The organism is Porcincola intestinalis (assembly GCF_009696445.1).
Lineage (GTDB): Bacteria > Bacillota > Clostridia > Lachnospirales > Lachnospiraceae > Porcincola > Porcincola intestinalis.
Genome location: NZ_VULZ01000014.1, coordinates 63,791 through 87,671 on the forward strand (window position 1 = coordinate 63,791; position 23,881 = coordinate 87,671).

General features: G+C 53.1%; 18 protein-coding genes and 1 tRNA gene. 7 read left to right on the top strand and 12 right to left on the bottom strand.

Features of this window, described 5'->3' with window-relative positions; all coding sequences use genetic code 11:
- Positions 1–33: 33 nt before the first annotated feature.
- Complete coding sequence (locus tag FYJ35_RS11985; RefSeq protein WP_154526847.1) at positions 34–504, top strand: hypothetical protein; 471 nt, start codon at positions 34–36, stop codon at positions 502–504.
- Positions 505–511: 7 nt separating this feature from the next.
- Here the strand turns inward: FYJ35_RS11985 and FYJ35_RS11990 are convergent, their stop codons facing one another.
- Positions 512–1,426: a ketopantoate reductase family protein gene (locus FYJ35_RS11990; protein WP_154526849.1), complete on the bottom strand. Its 915-nt coding sequence runs from the start codon at positions 1,424–1,426 to the stop codon at positions 512–514.
- Between the two features lie 292 nt (positions 1,427–1,718).
- Here FYJ35_RS11990 and FYJ35_RS11995 point away from each other — a divergent pair, with 292 nt between their 5' ends.
- The 3 genes from FYJ35_RS11995 (at position 1,719) to FYJ35_RS12005 (ending at position 7,005) form a co-directional block, all read left to right on the top strand.
- Positions 1,719–2,885 carry an exonuclease SbcCD subunit D gene (locus FYJ35_RS11995; protein WP_205839828.1) on the top strand — a complete coding sequence of 389 codons (1,167 nt, stop codon included), beginning with the start codon at positions 1,719–1,721 and terminating at the stop codon, positions 2,883–2,885.
- Between the two features lie 3 nt (positions 2,886–2,888).
- Positions 2,889–6,137, top strand: a complete 3,249-nt coding sequence (locus FYJ35_RS12000) for an AAA family ATPase (protein WP_154526853.1) — start codon at positions 2,889–2,891, stop codon at positions 6,135–6,137.
- Positions 6,138–6,270: 133 nt separating this feature from the next.
- Positions 6,271–7,005: a PrsW family intramembrane metalloprotease gene (locus tag FYJ35_RS12005; RefSeq protein ID WP_154526855.1), complete on the top strand. Its 735-nt coding sequence runs from the start codon at positions 6,271–6,273 to the stop codon at positions 7,003–7,005.
- Between the two features lie 122 nt (positions 7,006–7,127).
- Here the strand turns inward: FYJ35_RS12005 and FYJ35_RS12010 are convergent, their stop codons facing one another.
- A complete protein-coding gene (locus tag FYJ35_RS12010) occupies positions 7,128–7,277 on the bottom strand; it encodes a hypothetical protein (protein ID WP_154526857.1) in 150 nt (49 codons plus the stop codon).
- 229 nt (positions 7,278–7,506) lie between these two features.
- Here FYJ35_RS12010 and FYJ35_RS12015 point away from each other — a divergent pair, with 229 nt between their 5' ends.
- On the top strand, positions 7,507–8,694 hold the full coding sequence (locus FYJ35_RS12015) for a PucR family transcriptional regulator (RefSeq protein WP_154526859.1): 1,188 nt from the start codon (positions 7,507–7,509) through the stop codon (positions 8,692–8,694).
- Between the two features lie 91 nt (positions 8,695–8,785).
- Here FYJ35_RS12015 and pyk read toward each other — a convergent pair whose 3' ends face one another.
- The 6 genes from pyk to FYJ35_RS12045 all read right to left on the bottom strand — a co-directional run bounded on the left by pyk (position 8,786) and on the right by FYJ35_RS12045 (position 16,356).
- On the bottom strand, positions 8,786–10,219 hold the full coding sequence (gene pyk, locus FYJ35_RS12020; RefSeq protein ID WP_154526861.1) for a pyruvate kinase: 1,434 nt from the start codon (positions 10,217–10,219) through the stop codon (positions 8,786–8,788).
- Positions 10,220–10,324: 105 nt separating this feature from the next.
- Positions 10,325–10,894: an NUDIX hydrolase gene (locus FYJ35_RS12025; protein ID WP_154526863.1), complete on the bottom strand. Its 570-nt coding sequence runs from the start codon at positions 10,892–10,894 to the stop codon at positions 10,325–10,327.
- A 189-nt stretch (positions 10,895–11,083) separates the two neighbouring features.
- The gene (locus FYJ35_RS12030) at positions 11,084–12,565 is read right to left on the bottom strand and encodes a uracil-xanthine permease family protein (RefSeq protein ID WP_154526865.1); all 1,482 of its coding nucleotides are present in this window, start codon (positions 12,563–12,565) and stop codon (positions 11,084–11,086) included.
- 248 nt (positions 12,566–12,813) lie between these two features.
- The gene (locus FYJ35_RS12035) at positions 12,814–14,253 is read right to left on the bottom strand and encodes a sodium:solute symporter family protein (RefSeq protein WP_154526867.1); all 1,440 of its coding nucleotides are present in this window, start codon (positions 14,251–14,253) and stop codon (positions 12,814–12,816) included.
- A 325-nt stretch (positions 14,254–14,578) separates the two neighbouring features.
- Entirely contained in the window at positions 14,579–15,565 is a 987-nt protein-coding gene (locus FYJ35_RS12040; protein WP_154526869.1) for a 2-hydroxyacid dehydrogenase, read from the bottom strand.
- 335 nt (positions 15,566–15,900) lie between these two features.
- Positions 15,901–16,356 (bottom strand): Hsp20/alpha crystallin family protein, encoded by a 456-nt coding sequence (locus FYJ35_RS12045; RefSeq protein ID WP_154526871.1) that lies wholly within the window; start codon positions 16,354–16,356, stop codon positions 15,901–15,903.
- Positions 16,357–16,687: 331 nt separating this feature from the next.
- Between FYJ35_RS12045 and FYJ35_RS12050 the strand changes: the two genes are divergently transcribed.
- Positions 16,688–16,764: transfer RNA gene (locus tag FYJ35_RS12050), tRNA-Arg, on the top strand.
- A 229-nt stretch (positions 16,765–16,993) separates the two neighbouring features.
- Here the strand turns inward: FYJ35_RS12050 and FYJ35_RS12055 are convergent.
- Positions 16,994–18,556 (bottom strand): ATP-binding cassette domain-containing protein, encoded by a 1,563-nt coding sequence (locus tag FYJ35_RS12055; RefSeq protein WP_154526873.1) that lies wholly within the window; start codon positions 18,554–18,556, stop codon positions 16,994–16,996.
- 433 nt (positions 18,557–18,989) lie between these two features.
- Here FYJ35_RS12055 and FYJ35_RS12060 point away from each other — a divergent pair, with 433 nt between their 5' ends.
- Positions 18,990–20,372, top strand: a complete 1,383-nt coding sequence (locus FYJ35_RS12060) for an IS30 family transposase (RefSeq protein ID WP_235906563.1) — start codon at positions 18,990–18,992, stop codon at positions 20,370–20,372.
- Between the two features lie 612 nt (positions 20,373–20,984).
- Here the strand turns inward: FYJ35_RS12060 and FYJ35_RS12065 are convergent.
- Genes FYJ35_RS12065 through FYJ35_RS12075 form a run of 3 tightly spaced genes read right to left on the bottom strand, consistent with a single transcriptional unit; the run spans position 20,985 to position 23,856 of the window.
- Positions 20,985–21,905, bottom strand: a complete 921-nt coding sequence (locus tag FYJ35_RS12065; RefSeq protein WP_154526875.1) for a sugar phosphate isomerase/epimerase family protein — start codon at positions 21,903–21,905, stop codon at positions 20,985–20,987.
- Between the two features lie 33 nt (positions 21,906–21,938).
- Complete coding sequence (locus FYJ35_RS12070) at positions 21,939–22,985, bottom strand: Gfo/Idh/MocA family protein (protein ID WP_154526877.1); 1,047 nt, start codon at positions 22,983–22,985, stop codon at positions 21,939–21,941.
- Between the two features lie 28 nt (positions 22,986–23,013).
- Complete coding sequence (locus tag FYJ35_RS12075; RefSeq protein WP_154526879.1) at positions 23,014–23,856, bottom strand: TIM barrel protein; 843 nt, start codon at positions 23,854–23,856, stop codon at positions 23,014–23,016.
- Positions 23,857–23,881 lie beyond the last annotated feature (25 nt).

Below are 23,881 nucleotides of genomic sequence, written 5' to 3' on the forward strand. Positions count from 1 at the left end.
CTCAGGCACCTGGAAACAGTCAGGAGTCGGAAAATGGAGCGTGTGCGCAAGGTTCTTGTAGGGTTCTCTGAGGTGATTGAGGTCGTCCTCGCAATCGGGGTTGCGGTTCTTCTGGTGATGGATATCATCGGCCTTCTCCCGAAAATCGGCGCCTTCTGGGCTGTCCGCGGAGATGCCGAGGAGTTCTCGAAGCTGCTCAGCTCCGTCCTGGGCATCGTGGTCGGCACCGAGTTCATCAAGATGCTGATCAAACCAACCTTCTCCAACGTCACTGAGGTACTGGTCTTTCTGATCGCCCGGCATGTCATCCTCTCGGAGGCGACGCCGACTGACAACCTGATCTCCGTCATCAGCATCGCGATCCTCTTCGCTCTTGAGTATTTCCTGTCCCACGAGGGAGCGGACAGCAGCCTCATGGCCGATGTCTCAAAAAAATTCCGCTCGCGCCGGCACTCCAGAGGCGCCGGCTCCCGTGAAGGCGACGGCAGCGAATCTGACAATTGATGCTTTCTCAGCCCCAGCTTTCCTCCATCCTCCTGACGGCGTCCAGATACCTTCTGTTGACCGGAGTGGGAATTCCATGTTTCTCACCGAGTTGAATAACCGTCCCGGCAAACATATCGACTTCCGTCGGTCTTTTTGCCACGGCATCCTGCCGCATCGACGGATACCCATCCGGCTTCAGAGTCTTCTCCAGCTCGACACACCGGTTCAGGTCTTCCTGTGTCAGGTGAATTCCTTCTGCCTCCGCAATCCGGATAACCTCCGTCATCGCACCGATCATCTCGTCCAGGATCGGCCCCGGCGCCGTTGCGTGCGCGTAGTCTGTTTCATAGACCGTGCATGCCTGGTTGATTCCAACATTCAGCATGAACTTATTCCACATGCTCCTTCTGATGTCCGGGCAGATCTCATACGGGATCCCCGTCCTCTCCAGGAATGAAACAAGTGCCTGAAACGCGGGTTTCTGGTCCCCTTCCGTCACGCCGATTTGCAGCCGTCCCGGCTTTGTGTACCGCAGCGCCGTCCCCTCCCGCATCGCATCCATCCCGATCGCGACACAGTCGATGATGTTCCTGCGCGGGTATGTCTGTGCCAGGATATCCTCGCTGCTGATGCCATTCATCACAGAAATGATCACCGTGTCAGGGCCGACTGCCGACTTCATTTCCTCGACAACATCCTTCAGATCCTTGTACTTGACCGCCACTATCACCAGGTCATATGGCACTGCGTCCTCTGCTGCCTCGATCTGAAAGTGCTTTTCGATCCCATTCACGGAATACCTGTCCTGCTGATGCCGCTTCGCACGTTCCCGGTTCATCAGGAAGGTCACCGCATCCTCACCTTCCGCCCTCGCAATCTGTGAGCCAAACAGAAGACCAAGAGCGCCCATTCCGAAAACTGCTGTCCTTTTGATTTCCATCTCCACTGTCCTCCCTCAGTTGTCAGTGTCTTCTCTGATCATCCGCACATACCGGTCACGGTCAGGGTGCGGCTCGCCTTCCAGAGATGCTCTTTTTTCCTCCGCATACGCAAGCCACAACATCCTGAGTCTGCCTTATTCTACCGCATTTTCCAGTCATTGTCGCATCCTGCCTGCAGACTTGAAAAACAGATGCGGCTTGTATAAAGTACCCGTATAAGACCATGGAGCTTCCTCCGGAGGGCCGTCCCGCATGTCCTCCTACCCGGCAGCTCACGAAAGGAACAAATTTATGAAATTTCTTCACCTTGCCGATCTTCATCTTGGCCGGTCTCTCAATGAGATCAGTCTGATCCCCGACCAGAAATACCTGCTTGACCAGATTCTGGAGCTTTCCGCGCAGGAAAAACCGGATGCCGTCCTGATCGCCGGCGATGTCTACGACCGCGCTGTTCCTTCCGAGGAGGCCGTTGCGCTTCTGGATGCCTTTTTATCAGAGCTTGCCGCCATGCGTCTTCCGGTTCTTCTGATCAGTGGCAATCACGATTCAGATGAACGGCTGAATTTCGGCAGCCGGCTTTTGAAGGAGAGCGGCATATACATCTGCGGAAAGTATGACGGGACACTCCGCCAGGTATCGCTCACCGATGGGTATGGTCCCGTCCACTTCTGGCTGCTTCCATACATAACGCGTGCCCAGGTACAGCATTTCTGGCCGGATGAGGACACCAGAACGTATGAATCTGCTGTCAGGACAGTTCTGCGCCACGCAGAGATTGACCTTACAGAGCGCAACGTGCTTCTCGCGCACCAGTTCGTGACACCAGGGAAGGCCGGCAGCGGAGATCCGATCCTTGCCGGATCAGAGACTGCTGCCCAGAATGTCGGGACGATTGACCGGATCAGCAGCGATGTGTTTGATCACTTTGACTATGTGGCGCTCGGCCATATCCACAGACCGCAGAAGGTCGGCCGTGAGAGCATCCGCTACGGCGGCTCCCCGCTTCGGTATTCGTTGAGCGAGGTCGGTCAGGACAAGGCATATACCCTCGTCGAGATGGCGAATAAAGGGAGCCATCCGGCTGTCACGCTCATCCCGGTGAAGCCGCTCCACGAAATGCGCCTGCTGAAGGGTCATTTTGAAGAGCTCATGAAGCCGGAAAATATCAAGTACCCGGACGATTACGTGTTCATCACCCTCACAGACCGGACGCCTGTACCCGATGCATTTGCCGCCATCCAGGCGCATTACCCGAATGCCTGCGGCCTGCGCTATGAGCTGCCGGAATCATCAAAGGCAGCCCGATCCGAGAAAGGGATAAGTCCGGAAGGCGACAGCGTCCCGACCTTTTCCGATCAGATCCGCGCCTTTTACAGGCAGATTCTCGGCGAAGAACCGACTGATGAGGAAATGAAGATTCTGGAAAGTGCCGCGCGGGAAGCCGGCGTGGAGGACTGACCAATGAAACCACTCTATCTGAAAATGACCGCCTTCGGTCCGTACAAGGACACGCAGCGCATTGATTTCACAACGCTGGGCACAGACGGACTGTTTCTGATCACCGGCGATACCGGAGCCGGGAAGACGACCATATTTGATGCCATCTCCTATGCGCTCTATGGGCTGACCAGCATGCCAGGACGTTCTGCCGGTTCAATGCGGAGCGACTTTGCACCGGAAAGTCAGGCAACCATCGTCACATTCCGCTTCTCACATCGCGGGCGGCAGTATGAAATCATGCGTCAGCCTGCCTATACCCGCCATCTTCTCCGGGGCGCCGACCGGTCAAAGACAATGACTGTTCCGGAGAAAGCAGAGCTGACAGGAGATGGGATTCAGCCTGTAAGCGGAGCCAAAAATGTGACAGACCTGGTCCAGAATCAGATTCTCCATCTCGACCACAGCCAGTTCTGTCAGGTTGCGATGATTGCGCAGGGAGAGTTCCGGAAGGTTCTGACCGCCTCCACCGATGAGCGCACGAAGATCCTGCAGAAGATCTTTCTCACAGAAGGGTATCAGCGTATGAGTGAGATTCTGAAGGCGCGTGCCGCTTCCGCCCGGGCGCTGCGCGACAGAAGCGCCTCCGGCATCTCAGACCGGCTGCAGGCCATCCGGACAGGAACAGAGAACGCCGAGGTGCTCTCGCAGTTTCAGTCCATCGCCTCACCTGTCGACCTGCTCTCCCGCAGAGAACAGGTTCTCGGACTTCTGGACAACATCCTTCGATCAGATCAGGCGCTGTCAGCCTCCCTCGCCGAAGCGATCTCCCATCTTCAAATCGAGGCCGAAGCTCTGACCCGCCGTCTGGCACTGGCAGATTCGGATAACCGGAAGCTGGATGAGTACCAGGCAAGCCAGACGATGAAAACACAGCTTGACGCGCAGACTCCTTCGATGGAGACGCGGCGGGAAACCCTCACCCTCCGGAAAACGATCCGCTACAGCGTCTATCCCTTCTATGAGCAGAAGCAGCGTGCCGGCAAAGACGCTGCCGCCTCCGCTGCCGCATATGCAAGAAGCCTGGCCGCTGTCTCTGAAGCGAAAAGCTGTCATGAAGATGCTGAGAAACGATATGCCGCTGCACAGGCTGAAAATGCGCTACTTGACCAGAAGAAGCTGGAGCTGAGGCAGCTGCAGGATCAGATCCCGCTCTACAGCCGCAGGAATGCACTGCAGTCTGACCTTGAGACAGCCTCCGCAGCGCTCAGGCAGCTTGATGAAAAGGCCCTCCTCCTTCAGACCAGGCTTCAGGATCATGATGCCCTGACCCGGAAGCTGAAGGATTATATAACCAAATCAGCAGATGTCCCACTTCAGAAGAAGGAGGCAGACGTCCGCCTCCAGACGCTCGAGAAGCAAAGAGAAAGCCTGCTGGATCTGTGCAGACGGACCCGTCAGGCGGAAAAACAGCGCATATCCTGGGAAAGGTCGAAAAAACAGTATGTCTCTTTCAGGCGGCAGTACGACAGCCAATATGCCGCACTGTCCGAGGCGGAGCGTCTATTGGAAATGAACCGCGCCGGTCTTCTCGCTCAGGAGCTGAAAGACGGTGCGCCCTGCCCGGTCTGCGGGTCAACCGTCCACCCGCATCCGGCCTCTCCTTTCCTCCCGGGTGCTTCAGACAGCAGGGTGGCTGTCACAGATGAAACCGTCCGGTCCCTCCGCGCAAAGTCTGATCTTCTTCGGCAGAAGAAGGATGAAGCAGCGACTGAAGCCGCCTCGCTGAAGGCTGCTGCCGGGACAGCTTCTGCCCAGCTGCGCGATGACCTTGTCAGAAACCTGTCGGCCATCCAGGCTGAAATCGGGCTGCAGGAGACAGAGATTCCCCCCGAAGAGGACATTCGGGACGACGAACGCCTGCCGCTGAGCCGGCTTGAGACACTGCTCACCCAGCTGCAGGCTGCGTTCGATTCTTCAGCCGCAGCAGTCAGGCAGCAGGTAGAAACGCTTTCCCTTCAGCTTGCAAATCTGCAGCTTGCCCAGAAAAGACAGGAGAAAGCGGAGGAAGAAAAAAGACAGCTGGATACCCAGAAGGAAACGCTCCGGGCAGACAGAGAGGCCGTCGTGCAGCGGCAGACTGCGTGCAAGGCCGCCCTTTCTGGTCTTCCTGTCCTCCCTTTCCCCACACTGAAGGAGGCGGAGGCTGCCGTAACAGCTACCAGGGAGGTTTGTGAGCTGCTGTCGAGGCAGATCGAGGAAGCCGGACAGAAAAAAGAGGCGGCTGCGCGTGCGCTGGCTGCAAGTCTTGCTTCCAGCAAGGCTGCCGAAGCGCAGCGGGACAAAGACAGGCTCTCCGCCCTGGACGCTGCAGAGAAGCTCGACCAGAAGCTGAAAGAAACAGGCCTTCTGTCGGAGGAAGTCCTGCTGGAGAACCTGTGTTCCGAGGAAGCGCTGAAAGAGGAGGAACAGGCGCTTTCTGCATTCGACCGGCAGCAGGCCGCCGCCACCGCCCGCCTGAAGGCCGCACAGACTGCCGCAAAGGGACTGGTCCGATCAGACCTTGGACAGCTCCGGACATCCCAGGCAGAACTTTCCACCCGTCTGGCGGCCCTCCGGGATAAAAAAGCGCGGACAGAGGGCAGAATAGAGAACAATGAAGCCGTCCGAAACAGCATATGCGCGGAGTACAGCAGACTTCAGCAGCAGGAGCACAGCTATGAGATGCTCGACAAGCTCTACCGGCTCGTCTCCGGCCAGACCCAGAACGTGAAGATCACATTCGAGCAATATATTCAGGAAACAGGCTTCGATGAGATCACGCGTGCCGCCAATATCCGGCTGGATATGATCACAGACGGTCGGTACCGGTTCTTCCGCCGAGAGGAAATTGATGCCGGGAAGAAATCCAAGAATGCCCTTGCGCTGGACATCCTGGACAACTACACCGGGAAAAAAAGACCGGTCAGCACCCTGTCAGGCGGAGAGAGCTTCAAGGCCTCCCTGTCCCTGGCGCTCGGTCTGTCGGACAACATTTCCTCCAGAGCCGGCGGTATCACGATTGACTCACTGTTCATTGACGAAGGCTTCGGCTCCCTCGACAAGCGCCAGTCTCTCTCCGATGCTGTGAACATGCTGGTCTCCCTCTCGACCCATCACAAGCTGATCGGCATCATCAGCCACTGCGATGAGCTGAAGGAACAGATCCGGCGGCAAATCGTTGTAACAAGAGGCCGCGACGGCAGCCATGTGCGGGTTGTCAGAGAGGATTAAAACGGATGCTCTGTCGGGCTGCTGTTTACCGGGAAGAAATCCGAACAGTCATGGCTGACGGGCTTCCCTCTGCTGATGTAGAATAGGTTCAGGTACATTTCAATTACGATTACGGATCATAAGGAGGCGTCCCATGTTTTTTTTCATCCCGTTTGTCACCATGCCATTCCTGTATCTTGTCATGATCTATATCGCGGCCGCCATCCTGCCGGCAATCCTGCTGATGCGCTATGTCTATCAACAGGATTCCATCGAAAAAGAGCCGCCCCAGTTACTGATCAGTCTTGCCTGGCACGGCGTTCTCGCCGCGCTGGTTTCCATCGTCCTGGAAATGATCGCTCAGAGCATTCTGAATGTCACGCTGGATCAGAATGATCCGCGCTACCAATATGTCCTTGCCTTCCTGTGCGTGGCGGTCATCGAGGAGGGAACCAAGTTCTTCTTCCTGTACCGCAGAACCTGGCATGACCCGAATTTCAATTTCCGGTTTGACGGCATTGTATACGCCGTCTTTGTGTCATTGGGCTTTGCTGCTTTTGAGAACGTAAAATACGTCTTCAGCTACGGCTTATCGGTCGCGCTTCCGCGCGCCATTCTTGCCATCCCCGGCCATATGGGCTTTTCTGTCTTCATGGGTGTCTTTTACGGAAGAGCAAAGCTGAAATATGACATGGGCGACCGATTCGGATCGACTCTGAATCTCATATTCGCATATGTCTCGGCTGTTGCCCTCCACGGCATCTACGATTCCTGCTGCATGAGTGGCACAAAGCAGTCTACCGCGCTCTTCGTTCTCTTTGTCATCGCGATGTACCTGATCGTCTTCGGTCTGATCCGACATGAATCCAGGAGCGATACACCTGTCTGACCACTGGCAGTGCTTCATCACTGTGCACAGAGCACGATGAAAAGGGGTCCCTGCAGTCACAGGAACCCCTTTTTCATCGTGCCGCCCCGGCACACCTTGATCAGTCAGCCTTCCCCATACGCTCACTTCCAGAGCCATGCAAACAGCCGTCTCCACATGCCGGCTGTTTTTCTCGGGAGTCCCTGACTGCAGTAATCATACCGTTCGATTCTCTGCCAGTCAGGCACTCGCTGATAAAGGTCTGCACTCATATATGGTGTAAAGATTGTCATATCTATCAGCCTCCTTTGTCCTCCTGACATCTCCTCGTTGCAATGTTATGATAGTCACTTGTCTGCACATATTCAACGTGCCCCTGATATAAAAATATCAATCTTTTTTGTGCTGTTGGCACAAACCTGTGCTATGCTGAAGAAAAGGCAGCCATCTGTGCGGATGGATCGTTTCCCTTCAGGAAGGGAACAGTCAGCAAGCTGACGATTCAAAAAGGAGGCTTCGAAGATGGGATTTACGGTTGAGGATATGCTGCTCGTCTCAAGACAGCGGTACCAGATGAAGCTGATTGCAGGAAAAGAAGGCTGGTCCAATTCGATCAGCTGGCTATTAATGGTCGAGGACCTGACGATTGTCCAGCGCTTCAGCGGCAAGGAACTGGCCGTCACCACCTGTCTTGGATTTCAGGAGGAAGAGAAGCTGCACCTTCTGATGGAGGAGCTCGTCCGCAGACAGGCCTCCGGCCTGATTATCAATACAGGCTGTTATATCCGCGAAGTACCAGCCGGCATCCGGAAATTCGCGGATGACAATGCCCTTCCGCTTCTCACCGTTCCCTGGGACATCGAGATTGCCGAGATGATCAAGGATCTGAGTATCCGGATCTTTCTGCAGGGCTCAACAGACGAACAGCTCTCGGCAGCCTTCATCAAAGCCATCGAGTCGCCTGAAGATTATGAGGCCTACGTGAAAACCCTGCTGCCCCATTTTGACATCGAGGGTTCCTTCCAGGTCATCCTCCTTCATCGGAACGGACTGGCAGAAATGGACACTGTAGAGCGCAAGCGGATCGGCTACCGCCTGCAGCTTGCCCTGACGAATCTCACGCATAACGGTCATTTTTTCTATTACGATTCGAGCTTTGTCGTCATCATCAATGCGCTGAGTCCCGATACCACTGCAGAGATTCTCCGGCAGTTCCGTGCCAACATTGTCCGGAGAATCCCCGACCAGTCCTTCGTGATCGGGGTCGGCAGCGCGCTGACAGGCATCCGCCGCCTCCACCTCTCCTATCGCCGGGCGAAGGCTGCCGCCAGGATGGCAGAAGTCTTTCGAACGGATGGGGAACGGAATGGATTTATGCTGACCCAGTTCGACACGATGGGAATCTGGCGCCTCCTCAGCATGGTCTCCGACCGGCAGCTTCTTGCAGAGTTTGAGGAAGAATACCTGAAGCCACTTGAGGACTATGATGCCGCCCACGATTCCGAATATGTCCGGACACTCGAATACTACCTGAAGTATAACGGCAGCATCCGGCAGGTTGCGGATGCGATGTTCATCCACCGCAACACCATCAGCTACCGGATGAACCATATCCGGGAGATCCTCGGCAGCCCGCTAGACACAGAGGAGGAACGGCTCTGCTGCCTGACCGCCTGTCTGATCCGGCATATGCGGCAGGCAGCTCCCTGACAGCACACTCTGAAACCGCACCAAATTACCTGCCGCCTTCAAAAATAAGCGCGCACGCCTTTTTACGAAGCGTGCGCGCAATTCTCTGGTATCATCTGGCCTGAATCACATACATCATATTCGTCATGCTGCCCTCGCCCCGGACCTCATTGTTGGCGGGATCCCCGGCTGTGATGACAACCATATCACCGGAGCTGACGAGCTTATCCCGCTCAACCACATACATCGCGTGGGAGACAATATTCTCAGGCGAATCCTCCTCGTATCCCTTCACCGGAAGAACGCCCCAGTCCAGCTGCATCTGATGCAGCGCCCGGTCATTTGGAGACACAGCATAGATCGGCTGTGTCGGCCGCAGGTTGGAGACCAGCCGCGCCGAGAAGCCGGACATCGTCGGAATCACCAGCGCCTTCGCATCAACATTCGCCGCTGTTCGGACTGCCCCGACACCGACGGCGCTCGATACGCTGTGCCTGCCTTCCAGTTTCTTGAACTCAGGAATCCGGTATTCATAGAACGGCTCTGTGGACTCGCAGATATGCACCATCATCTTCACAGCCTCGACCGGGTACTTTCCGGCAGCCGTCTCGCCGGACAGCATGATCGCATCGGTGGACTGCATGATGGCCGTCGCTACATCCGTCACCTCCGCCCGGGTCGGACGCGGATTGCGGATCATCGAATCCAGCATCTGCGTTGCCACGATGACCGGCTTGTAGGCAGCGTTCACCTTTTCGATGATCATCTTCTGGATATGCGGAACCTCCCATGCCGGAATCTCGACGCCCATATCACCGCGTGCTACCATCACACCGTCTGCTTCCTGAATGATCCCATCGATGTTCCGGATCCCCTCCTGACTCTCCACCTTCGCGATGATATGAACATCCTCCGCGTGATGCTGCCTGAGCAGATCCCGGATTTCCCGGATGTTATCCGCGCTTCTGACAAATGAAGCTGCGATGAAGTCAATCCCCTGCCCAATCCCGAAGATGATATCCTGTTTGTCCTTCTCCGTGATGCCTGGGAGGTGAATCTCAACATTCGGGAGATTGATCCCCTTGCGCTCTCCTAGCATACCGCCATTATCAACCTTGCAGACGACATCTGTATCCGTCGTCTCCTGAACGGTCATGGCAATCAGGCCATCATCAATCAGAACAGTGTCTCCTGGCTTCAGATCTGTTGGAAGCCTGTCATAGGTCTGGGAGACGATCTCATTTGTCCCCTCCACATCTCTTGTCGTCAGTGTGAAGGTCTGACCCTCGACAAGTTCAACCTTTTTTCCGTCCTTCAGCAGCTTTGTCCGGATCTCCGGCCCCTTCGTATCAAGCATGATCGCAATCGGCTTCTTTTTCTCTGCCCGAACCTTCTTGAGCAGGTCCATCCGGCCCTTGTGTTCCTCATAGCTTCCGTGCGAAAAATTAAACCGTGCCACATCCATACCGGCATCGACAAGCGCACCAAGAACCTCCTTGCTGTCGGTACTCGGCCCCATCGTGCATACAATCTTTGTCCGTTTCATGCTATAGATCCTCCCGGAAATACTCTGAAACCGCTGCGCAGCGCCGGATGTGTCAATGAACCGGGCGCACAGGTTTTTCACCTTTTCATACAAGTATACCATGATTCACACGAAAAAGTCCGACTCCCGCATATATGCCCTCAAAACCTCCAGTCCTCCGCGCGGCACGCAGTACATCGGGTCGTGTCGAAGCACCGCCTGCCAGGTTTCCTCCAGATCAAACCAGCCGGCCGCCTCCACTTCCTCTTTCTGAAGCTTCAGTTCTGAAAGCGCAACCGGACGGTCGCAGACATACACAAAGGCAACCTCGTCATCCAGAAATGGCTTTCCATGGAAGGTCTCTGTATAGTGGACCCGGAACTTTCCCGCAAACTTCAGCTCCTCCGGTCTGACTGCAATCCCCAGTTCCTCCTGAAGCTCGCGTACCGCCGAGATGCGAGGCTCATCCCCGGCGTGAATATGGCCAGCCGATGATGTGTCATACTGGCCCGGAAAGGAGTCCTTGTCCATCGCCCGCTTCTGCAGCAGGATCTGAATCCCGCCTTTTCCCGGCTCCCTCCGGATGACCCAGATATGGGCTGTCCGATGTCGGATGCCCTTCTCATGTGCCTCCTGCCGGGATACCGTCTCCCCTGTCGGTCTGCCCTCATCGTCTACCACATCAAATATTTCCATTTCCTGCTGTCTCCTCCTCATTCAGTTCGATGCCTCGCTGTGCCTCCCCGGCCACGGTTACACCGGATGTGTCGTCGCCCTCTCCTCATTCCGGCCAATGCCACATCGTGCCATGGCAAGCAAGCAGGCCGGGCATATGCCATCCATGCCCGGCCTTGCTCTGACAGATTCTTCTAATTCTGTCTTTTCTTACTTCTTCGGTTCAATCAAGGGTTCCATCGGATTGTCCGGAACCTCCGATGCCGGAGGGGTATGCGGCTTATCCTGCGGAATCACAATATTCATGACCAGCGCGATCACGCAGGCCGACACGATACCGGACTCTCCGAAAATCAGCTGAATGAACTGCGGGCACTTTGCGAGCACACCCGAGGTTGCACCAAGTCCGTAACCGACGCCAAGAGCAGTTGCGACAATCGAGACATTTCTCGGTGTCAGCGGATCCTTCGTGACGAGCTGCATGCCTGACACGATGATGGACGCAAACATCAGCACGGCCGCGCCGCCGAGCACACTGTTCGGCATAATGCTCATCAGGGCTGCCAGCTTCGGAAACAGACCGCAGAGCACCAGGAAGATGCCGCCAATCGCAATCGTGAACAGGTTGACAACCTTGTTCAGTGCAACCAGCCCGACATTCTGGCTGAAGGAAGTGTTCGGAAGGACGCCGAACAGCGCCGCGAAGGAGGATCCGAGACCGTCGCAGATGATTCCGCCGGAAAGTTCCTTATCGCTCGGCTCACGGTTCATTCCACCCTCGCAGACTCCGGAAATATCACCGACCGTCTCGACAGCGGTGACGATGAACATGACCATGATCGGAAGAATCGCCTTCGCGTCAAACACCCACTTCACAGGCATCAGCGCCGGCGCCTTGAACCACGCCGCATCCTTCACGGCCTGCCAGTTCAGCACCCAGCTTTTTGTTGCCTCTACCGTCTTCCCGGCAGCATCCGTATAGGTGTAGGTATGCGGCAGGAAGATCCCCATAATGGCGCAGAGGATATACCCTGCGATAATCCCGATCAGTATGGAACTCGTGCTGGTAAAACCCTTCGTCCCATGCTTGAGCACCAGAATCACGATCAGAACGAAGAATCCGATCAGAAGATTCTCCGGCGAACCGAAGTCCCCGTTCTTGTTGCCGCCGCCAAATGAATTCACCCCGACGGAGATCAGGGAGAGTCCAATGGACATTACAACGATTCCTGTCACCAGCGGCGGAAAGAACTTCCGGAGCGGCTTCAGGAAGACGCCAAGCACCGCCTCGAAGATACCTCCGACAAAGCTGGCACCAAGCACCGCGCCATATCCGATGACACCACCGCCCATCGCATTGGCAGCGGAAGTCATGACGCCAATGAAACCGGAGGACGTCCCCATCACAATCGGAACCCTTCCGCCGACAGGCCCGATCGAGAACACCTGCACCAGCGTCACAATTCCAGCAATCAGCATCGCGTTCTGAAGGAGTGAAACGCGAAGCGCCCCGAAGCCTCCGTCAACCGTCATCCCGCAGATTCCCATCAGAATGATCAGCGGTGTCAGGTTTCCGACAAACATCGCCAGGACATGCTGCAGACCGAGCGGAATCGCAATCCGAAGTGGCGGCCGCCCCTCCAGCTGATAGATCAGTTCCTTTCCGGAGCCTGAATCTGTTTTATCCGTCATAATGCCCCTCCCTCTCCATACATGTTTAAATATCTATCACCTACTTTCATGATAACAGGATGTTCAGGCTGCGTCCAGCGCTTTCTGATGCAGCTTCCGCCGCTCATCCTGTCCGCTTGACCTTCTCTGCTGTGCGCTCAGTGGAAAACTACCAGCTTGTTGTAATAGTCCGAATCCATCTCGTTCTTTCCCGTCCGCGCAGAAGGAAAGCAGCTTTCTGCCGATCGCTTCCCTGCGGATACCGGGACTCAGTCCTCCGGATAAGCTGAGGGAGCCGGCGCGGCACCCATTTTCCATCCAATCAGGTTGACCAGGACAAACGTCAGCGTACCAACACCGCAGCCGAACACGACTGGCAAAATTCCAAGATAGAAATTGCCGCCGCTGAGTACCTGCCAGATGACGACACCGATGGTTCCGGTGATAATAGAGGCGATGCCGGAGGCCCTGACCGCCTTCTTGACGACCATTCCAAGTCCGTATGCGGCAAATGGACCTGCACAGCGAATCGCGAATGCGAAGGTATTCATCGTGACAATGTTGACATTGCCAAGCGCAATGAGCGTTGCAACGACAGCGCAGACCACGTTGCACAGCCTGGTATAGAAGATCACCTTTCTGTCCGGTGCCTTCTTCAGGTTCGGGTCGATCTTTGAGAAAATGTCATTCATCAGGATCGTACTCATGCACAGCAGATTCGAATCCGCCGAGGACATCGTCGCCGCAATGATCGATGCCGACACAATCCCGGTGATCACAGCAGGCGCATGGTGGTTTGTAACGGCCATCATCGCCGTGTTCGCCTTGTCCGGTGTCAGCCCCAGCTCATCCTTCATCGCCAGAGCTGCAAGTCCAAGGATGGTCGGGAAGATCGCCATCGCCGCCATCAGAATGGCAGACAGGAAGGAAGCCCCAACCGCCGTCTTCTCATCCTTGCAGCTTTCGAAGCGGCTGACCATCTCCGGTCCGGACAGGAAGGTACAGAAATAGTTGAAGATATAGCCGATGATCGTGACCCATCCGATGTGCGTGAAGCTTAGCTGTGTAGCCGGGAGGGCGGCGGAGATCGCACTCCAGCCGCCGCAGCCCTTCACAACGAAAGGCGTTGCGATTGCAAGGCCGATCAGGATGATCAGGAACTGAACGGTATCGGAAATCTGATCTGCGATCATGCCGCCTACAGTCGTGTAGATGATTGTGACCGCCGCTGCGATGAAAACGCAGACATTCAGCGGAATGCCTGTCAGGACACTCACAACCGAGCCGGAAGCCATGATCTGTGAGGACGTCAGACAGAAAAGCGCCAGCACATTCAACACAGCGGTGAAGGTTCCGGATACTGCCCCGAACCGCCGGGTTACCACCTCCGGAATTGTCAGTGACATCGTTCTGCGGATTTTCGGCGCAAAATACGCCAATGGGATCATTGCAACCGATGCGGCCAGCACATACCAAATGGCGCTCATGCCCCAGGCCCCGAAGGCCTTGGCCGCTACACCCGTCGTAGATCCGCCGCCGATGTTGTTTGCCGAAAGCGAAAATGCAACCATGAACAGTCCCATCCGCCTGCCCGCAACCATATAGTCCTCGCTGTCCTTGATCTTCAGCTTGCCGACCACCAGACCGATGACCAGCATGCCGATCAGATAAGCCGCTACAATGATCAGAGATATCACATTCACACTCATACCTGTTCCCTCCTGTTCTCTTTCAGATTCATCCCCCGGATACAGTTCTTCCCGCTGCCCCTCCCGGAAGTGATTTTTCCAGCATTATTCACAGAAAGCAGCTCTTCGATATAGTCTCTCCGGAGTCTGAAAAGGCAGGGTAGCGTTCTGGCCACCCTGCCTCTGCGACAAGCTGATTCTATCAAAAGATCAAGTGCTATTCAAGCATATATTTGCAAATATATTTTGCAACAATGCGCAGTTCCTGAATAATTTACGGCTCACTCTGTCTTCTCTTCTGGCAATGCAGGCTGAAACCCCGCGTTCGGTCAAAAGAGACTTCACTTCAGTTCAGCTCCGTCCCGGCCTTCTCTCCCTTCAGATATGCTTCTGCGTTGCCCAGTGTCGTCTCTGCGATGGCCGCCAGTGCCTCCTCAGTGAAGAAGCCCTGATGCGACGTCACGATCACGTTCGGGAAGGACAGCAGTCTGGACGTGACAGAATGCATCATAATGTCGTCCTCATGATTCTCGAAGACATTGTCCTTCTCCTCCTCATAGACATCCAGCCCGACGCCCGAGAATTTTCTTTCACGAATTCCCTGGATGAGATCATTGGTATCAATCAGGCCGCCTCTCGACGTATTGACCAGGATCACACCATCCTTCATCTGATTGATCGTGAAGATATTGATCATATGGTAGGTTTCCTTCATGAGCGGGCAGTGCAGAGAGATCAGATCGCTCTCCCGGAGCAGCTGCTCCAGGCTGACATACTCGACGAAATCCAGACTCTTGTTCGGATACTTGTCGTAGCCCAGCACCCTCATGCCATAGCCCCGGCAGATCCGTGCCATCGCCGCCCCGATCTTGCCGGTTCCAATGATGCCGGCCGTCTTCCCATAGAAGTTCTTGCCGGTCAGCCCCTGCAGGGAGAAGTTGTTCTCTCTCACACGGATGTAGGCCTTGTGGATGTGGCGGTTTACCGCGCTGGCCAGCGTCATCGCCAGCTCCGCGACAGCCTCCGGAGAATATCCCGGTACCCGCATCACCTTGATTCCATTCGCTGTCGCCGCCTCAAGATCTACATTATTATAGCCGGCGCAGCGCATCAGAAGCAGCTTCACGCCTCTGGAGGCCAGAACACGCAGGGTGTCCGCCCCGGCATTTGCGTTCACGAACGCACACACTGCTTCGCTGTCTGTCACGTAAGCGGCCGTCTTCGGGTTCAGCTCTGCCTCCCAGTATTCCAGCTCCAGATCCGGGTAGTTGGCCTTGATTGCATCAAAAGATTCTGTGTCATAAGACTTCGCATCAAAAAATGTAATTCTCATAAGCAGGCCCTCCTCTCGACCTGTCTACAATATGAACTGACTGAAGATAAAAAACTGTTGCTGCGGCAACAATTCGCAGCATTTTACTGCGAATTCAATTCTACACGCCCTCCTGGCTGGCGTCAAATCCAATCACCGCCAGCGCCTGCCAGACCAGAATCTGCCAAGCTGACTTTCACTTGTTGGAATCAAATCTCCCCACGGCGATCGCCGCCTTCACAAAAAATGGGCATCCCGCTACGGAATGCCCATTTTTCAAGATGCGATTCTTCTAAGTTTCATACAGCCGCCGCCCTCAGACTTTGAGATCATCTCAGTACGGTACGAGCTGCTGATCAGTCGATTTGGATTACATGCTTCTTGTCTTCAATCTGCTGCTGATCCTTCTTCGGAACCGTCAGTCTCAGCACGCCATCCTTGAAGCTTGCATGGACGTCGTCCTCTGTCAGGTCCTTGCCGACGTAGAAGCTGCGGCATACATTGCCCGAATAACGTTCACGGCGGATGAAGCGTCCATTCTCATCCTTCTGGTCGTTGTTCTCATCCTTCTTTGCAGCGATCGTCAGGTAGCCATCTTTCAGCTCAACGGAAACATGGTCCTTGTCGAATCCAGGAAGCTCCACTGCAACTTCATATTCCTTCTCGCCTTCCTTGACATCGGTCCTCATGAAGTTGGCGTTCACGCCGCCCATCTTCTCATCAAACTTTCTTGCCTCTCTGCTGACCGGCCAGAATCCATCATCAAACCAGTCATCAAACAGATTATCATTAAAAATACTCGGTACTAACATAAGGCACCCCTCTTTCCATTATGGCAGCCGCCCCTTATGGCGGCGCCTAAGTCACTGTTCCACGGAATTGGATGACCTGAATGACCTTTCCGGCACCCTGCCTTGTTCTTCCATCCATCCTCTTCCTTCGTTCTGTCCATGTTATAGCACTTGTTGTTAGCACTGTCAATAGTCGAGTGCTAATTTTCTCACAATTTTTCTGTCCACATGACCTGTCAAACAGTTCATGAACCATTTGTCCGGTCGATTTGCCCCTTGCCACAAAGAGTCTGAACCGCTATAATAAGAAATTGCTTACAGGTTTCAAGGCCTGATGCACCATTATGGACAAGTCTGCGTAGCTCAGCTGGATAGAGCGACCGCCTCCTAAGCGGTAGGTCAGAGGTTCAAATCCTCCCGTGGACGCCAGATCATGATCGGCAATCCATCCTGAGGATGAATTGCCGTTTTTTTATTTTATATCAGGGAGCCCTTACATAGAGGAGTGATCGCCAGTGTCTTCATTCTCATTCTCTGCCGACCTATAATGGCTCCCTGAAACCGCTTTCTATATGTCCGGTTCAATGCAGGAATTTGGATATTCTATGATGGTAAGAGGTGTGATTGAAAAATCGAAATCGATAAAGGGGTGGTAAATTTACCTTACCATCCACGCAATCGCTTGCTTTTCATCTTTCTCCAGACCTTTCGATGTCAACCGGTATACTGTATTGCAGACTTCAGAGATATATTTCCGGTCATGGGAGATACTGATAATGGTCCCGGGGAACTGTTTCAAGACAGCTCGGACAGTCGCTCCGGAAAGCGGTGAGAAATTTCTCGTCGGTTCATCCAGGATCAGGACATTCGCTTCTGTCAGACTGATCTTCAAAAGCAGCAGCTTCGCTTTCTGGCCTCCGGACAGTTCCCGGATCGAATGGGACATTTCGTCTGCCGTATATTTCATGGATCCTAAGTATGTCCGTACCATCGTTACATCGTCTTTCTTCCCGGAGGGCGCGAGATACTCTGTCGGAGTCCGGTCAAAGGGCAGAGTTTCTTCATAATTCTGTGACATATAAAAGATGTTAAGATCCTGCCGTGGGAGAAGCTCTTTCGCGATTTTCCGGATCAAGGTTGTCTTGCCGGTTCCGTTATCTCCGATGATGCAGACCTTATTCGGCCCTCTCACCTTCAGGCAGACATTCTCTGCCAGGCGTCTGCCATCCGGGGCTATTAACTCCGGCAGATTGTATTCGAGCACATTTTTGCCTGCAGGCATGGGCCTCTGATGCTCAAATCGGATCGTGATGGGGGATTCCATTTCTGGAACTTCGGTCATTCCCCCACGCTCCCTGTCATAGCGTTTCTCCAGAGACTTGACTGCTTTCATCTTTTTCTTCAGAAGCTGGCCGCCGTGTGGATCCTGCCTGGAGATGTTCCGAAGATCGGACTCCACCGTCTGCTCGATGCGCCGGAACCGTTCCATGGCTTTTTTCTCTTCGCGCCGCTCGCTGCAGGCTTCTTGTTTTTGTTTATCAAACGCCCGCTGCCGCTCTTCCATAAATGTCCGGAACGGCATATTGGCAACGGTCACCCGCGGCATTGATTTCCGCCGCAGCTGCTCCAGCAGGATCACCCGGTTTGCAGTTCGCTCAATCAGCATTTCGTCATGGGAGATGAAAAGAACACTGCCTTTAAAGCGGTTGATCGTATCCTCCAGCCACCGGAGTGTAGAGAGGTCAATATCATTGGACGGCTCATCAAGCAGCAGAATGTCCGGATGGACAAGCAACAGCCTTGCCATCTGAATCTTGACCCGCTCCCCGCCGGAAAGCGACTGCATCTTCTGGTCGGTGTAAATGAAAGTGCTGGGAAGACCTATCTCTGCCGCCAGTTTTTCCAATTCGTACAGATTTGTTTCCTGAAACATCAGCTGCTCGGAAAAATAGTCATAAACGGTTTTCTCTTTTTCCTCATCTGCAAGTTCCTGCGGCAAATATCCTATCAGCTCGCCCTGAAGGGCCCGGATCCCATCTGCTTCCGCATAGGATTTCACAAGTTTGGGATCATAGATCCACTTTAACAAGGTGGATTTCCCATTCCCCTCTTCACCGATCAGAACTGCCTTGTCCCCACGATTCAACACAAAATCAAAATTCTGTATAATCGTTCTCAGGTCTTTTCTGTGTGTTATGGTAAGTGATTTGATTTGTAACAAAAAACGCCCCTCTCTGACACGCATAGACCGGTAAGAGTCTGTCAGAGCGAGGCGTTCCTGGCTTGCCTAAAAGACGTGAAAGAGCACCGATCAACGGCAACTGTATGTCTACTGCGATCTGCATCTCTTTCTTTAAGATCCTCTCGAATAACAGATAATCCCACTTCAGTCTACGCAAACATGCTATGGGCACACTGCGCCCATAAAACAACCATCGTTTACATATGCTGAATTCGATCATCTGTTAATCATTGCTTCACCATCACATGAATATCATGTGCCTTTCAAAAATGATACGGACTATATCATAACAAAGCGGTTTCGTCAATCCTGACCCACCGGAAAGCGTATGGGGAAATTTTAAGGTCAAATGAAAATCTAACTTCTACACCCCCCCCCCGTAGAAATAAGTCTTGCAAGATAACTCGCGATTTTGGGTCTATACTTTATCCTGGTTTCATCCGCAGTTGGAAAGGAAGGAACCATAAGCAAAGAGATCATAGGAAATGGAAAACACTTTACCCTGGATGACCGTTCTGCCCTCCAGGCAGGCCTGGATCAGAAAAAGTCTTTCCGTGCCATCGCGAAAGAACTCCACAAGGATCCATCAACGCTTGCCAAAGAGGTAAAACTCAATCGTACAGCTTACGGTCGTTGTTTTTATACCAATTCCTTCGGAAACCTCTGTAAATACGCACGTTTGTGTAAAAAAACGAACCTATGCCATAACAGGGCCAAATGTAAGGCATCTCTGTGCTACAGATGCAGGATACACGATCGCCGCCGGATTTGCCCGGATTTTGTAAAATTTGACCATATCTGTCCAGCAACCGAAAAGGCACCTTTTGTCCGCAATAGCTGCTCCAAATTCAACAGGTGTGACTGCTTCAGGTTCAAATATAAAGCCACAGCTGCACAGTCCAGCTACGAGGACAGACTCAGGGATACGCGTACCGGGATTGATATGACGGCAGAACGTCTCGCGCTGCTCGACCAGATCGTTACTCCAAGAATCAAAAAAGGCGACTCACCGCAAACGATCATCAGAAATAATCCGGGGCTCAAAGTCTCATCACGAACAATCTATAACTATGTCGATCAGGGCCTCCTGTCCGTCAAAAATCTTGATCTCCCTAAGAAGGTCGTTTACAAGCCCCGTGTGAAGAAAAAAGACTATCCGGTAAAAGATTCCGGGATCTTTAACGGCCGCACCTACAATGACTTTCTGGAGCTCGTCCGGAATGATCCGGAAAGAGCAGCAAAAACCGTTGAGATGGACACAGTTGTCGGTTGCGAAGGATCTAAAAAGGTCATCCTTACACTTTTCTTCCGACCGTATAAACTTCAACTTCTTTTTCTTATGCCGGACAAAACAGCGCTCAGCGTAAAGACTGTGTTTGACAGGATAGAGGACAAACTGACACCTATTGGATTTCAGCAGGCTTTTCCTGTAATCCTGACCGATCGAGGGTCTGAATTTTCCGACCCTGATTCCCTTGAGACAGGGATTCAGTCTGAAATGCGGACCAGCATTTACTACTGCGATCCAATGTGCTCGAATCAGAAAGCGTACTGCGAAAGGAATCATGAATGCATCCGCAAAGTGCTTCTCAAGAAGAGTTCTTTTGACAGTCTGACCTGCTATGACATCAGAAAGCTTTGCTGGCACATCAATTCAACAAAAAGGGCGAGCCTGAATGGCCAGTCACCAATCAAGCTCGCCAGTCTCCTTTTACCGAAGGAGATATTTGAAGCGCTCGATCTGAGAGAAATCCCCTGCAATGAGATCAACCTCACGCCTACGCTTCTGAAATAAACAATTAAACGATTGAAACTGCGGACGGCACCAAATCTGAAATACTTCAGTATCCCGGCATGTGGAAGTTAGTTTTTCAAAAACTGCCCAGATGCCTTGTTCCGTATACGCATTTTTAAGCCTAAGCCTTCAGAACGAGCCCTCATGAGGTCATTATACAGCCATCTGGAGTCCCTGCAAGCCTTTAAAATAGAAGTTAGTTGTGCATGTAGAATTTAACTTTTCATGTAGAACTTCGATTTTCAATCGACCTTTCTTTTCAGGCTATGCTTTTTTCACAGCCCCTTATTTTTCCAAAATCAGCTAAAGCGTTGAATTGAACAAGCCGTTTAATATTTGATGTTTCGTATCTGTCTGTCTATTTTCTGTGTCTTCCTGCTGATACGACAGTAACCAAAGACTTTTGCCATGGTTTCATTCCTCCTTTATCGTTAAACTGACGTTCGTCATTATTGAGATAATCAGAATAATCATTTTTTCTCTTGTTAAGCCTTACTTTTGATACATTTCAGGTCAACGTAGGATTGCAAAGAGACCAACAGGAGCCACTAAAACGAAAGGAGAAAATAGTCTGTTTGCTGAAGTGTGACACAGGACCGTCCCCTGTCACGTCTACAGTACAAAGTTCCTCAGATACTTCGCGCTGAGAAAGACAGCGTTCCTCACTTTCTCTTCCGACCCCTCGAAGGCTCTGTCTTCCACTTCTATGCAGGCATATCCGTCAAATCCGATGTCTGTCATGGCGGATACATATTTGCCCCAGTCTACATCGCCATGTCCCGGGATCTTAGGGCTCATATAGTCGAGCGGATAAGCCATGGTGCCTTTTTCTGACAATCTGTCACGGTACAGTTTGATGTCCTTGAAATGAACATGGAAGATCCTGTCTTTGAATTCATAGATCGGCTTTATATAATCGACCATCTGCCAGACAAAATGGGACGGATCATAGTTGATCCCGATATTCGGACTGTCAAGGATCTCAAAGACCTTCCTCCACAGAGCCGGTGTTGTCATGAGGTTCTGACCGCCGGGCCACTGGTCCGGGCCAAAGAGCATCGGACAGTTTTCGATCCCGATCTTCACTTTGTTCTCCACGGCAAAGTCCACAAGAGGAGCCCAGACTTCTTGGAGCATTTCAAGGTTCTCCTCGATCGTTTTATACTGGTCACGGCCGATAAAGGTGGTAACCATACCGATGCCGAGCCTGGCAGATGCCAGGATCAGTTTCCTGAGATGCGCGGCTGCAGCCGCTCTCTTTTCCGGATCCGGATCCATGGTATTGGGATAATACGCCAGCGAGGAAATGACAACGCCTTTTCCGGCGGCATAATCAAGAAGATGGTCGCAGTAATCATCATCCTCCATCACCCTGTCCACGTCGATGTGACTGACACCCGCATAGCGCCTTTGTGCCTTGCCCGCTGGCCAGCAGGCCACTTCCACGCATTCCAGCCCGGCTTCTGACACAAGATCAATCATCTCTTCATAATTCATTGTATCGCAGATTGCGCTTACTAATCCTAGTTTCATAAAACCCCCGTACGCATCCTGGTTCTTCGGCGATTAGTCCTGCTGAATACGGATGCACTGATTCTTTTCGGCCGATTCGATGCTCGCGAACACGGCCCTCATCGCATAAAGAGCACTCTTCCCGCTGATAGCAGGTTCTTCTCCTAAGGCAATGGCGCTGATAAAGGCATCAATCACACCGGAGCTTGTCTGGTTATCGTTGGTCTGGATCCGGTCTATGTCATAATAGACCTTCTCTCCGGACCGCGTGCATATTTCGATGGAGAATTGCGGGTCCGCATAAATCTTCATCATGCCTTCCGTTCCGTACAGCACAGTGGAGTTGTCCTCTCCGGCATAATAGGTCCAGCTGGCGGTCATCGTACCGATAATGCCGTTTTCCAGCGTATAGATGCAGATCGCATTGTCATCGACGCCGATCAGGTTCCCGGAAGCATCTCTTTTATCCAGAGTCGTGACGATCGCTCTGGTCTCGGTCACGCGCGAATCTGTGAGAAACTGGATCAGGTCGGTCTTGTGAACACCCAGGTCCGCCATGGCACCCATGGCCGCCCTCTTTTTATCAAAGAACCAGCTGTTCTTTCCGGGATCAATGCTCCAGGTTTCTGGCCCGCCGTGACCGAAAGTCGTACGGAAGGTAAGGACTTTCCCGATCGCTCCGGACCTGACCAGTTCCCTGGCTTTGACATGTGCTTTCGCCAGGCGCTGGTTGTGTCCGATCATCAGATATTTTCCTGACTCTTCTGCTGCCTTTACCATGGCCTCACAATCTTCAGGAGTCACAGCCATCGGTTTCTCGCACAGGACATGCTTTCCTGCCTTCAGCGCCTGAATCGTGATCTGGGCATGCGCATGATTAGCTGCGCATACACTGACGGCGTCGAGGGTGGGAACAGCCAGAAGATCTTCTATTGAATCAAATGCTTTTGCCTGGTACTGCTGCGCGATCTGAACGGCTCTCTCATGATTGAGGTCATAGACGGCCGCAACGTCGCAAAGTTCATTCGCGGCATATTCGGGGAGATGTCTGGTTTGTGCGATCTTACCGCAGCCGATCACACCGACATTTATCTTTTTCATGATGATCTACATCCTCCTCTTGTGAAACTCAGCTGCTTAAACTGGCCTCAAGGCATTTCATATACCGGATCGACTGCTCCGCGTACCTGTCCATCAGCTTTGACTTCGTCTCCATCTCGCCCGAGGCGTAGGGATTGGCAAGCCTCGGCATGAATTCCATAGTCAGCGGGCCCTGATAACCGATATCCCTGAGCACATATAACATCTCCTTGAAATCGGTATTGCCCAGGCCGGCCGCCTCACGGGTATTATCCGCGATATGGACATGCATCAGTTCGTCGGCGATCATTCGGAGACTGGTTCCGATGTTGTTTTCCTCCAGGCTCATGTGGAACATATCCGCCATGATCCCGACAGCGGGATGGTTGATCTCCTTTACCAGGCGGTACGCTTTTGTGAGCGTGTTTGCCAGATAGGTCTCATACCGGTTGATCGCTTCCACAGCCAGCCGTACATTTTGGGACGCGGCATAGTCCGCAGCGGTCCGGATGTTCCTGACGGCATTATCCCAGCACTCCTCATAAGTACGCCCTGCGGGCGGCTCGGTCCTTCCCACCGGAGAGGGCACGATGATGATGTAAGGAGCACCGACTTTTGTGGCAAAATCCACGCTGTCTTTGACATACCGGATCGCCGCTTCCGCCGCAGCGGGATCTTTGGCCGTCAGATCACGCTCTTCCGGAAAGATGCCGCACAGTGAGGTACATATCAGGCCGTATTTTTCCAGGAGAGACACCATCCTGTCCTGATCTGTCATATAGGGTTCGGCGGCAAATTCAATGCCGTCATACCCGTATTTTTTCAGTCGTTGAAAACTGTATTCGATATCTTCGTTTCCAACAATCCATTGAGTCATACTGTATCGATACACCAGTTTGCCTCCTCTCCGGGTTCTT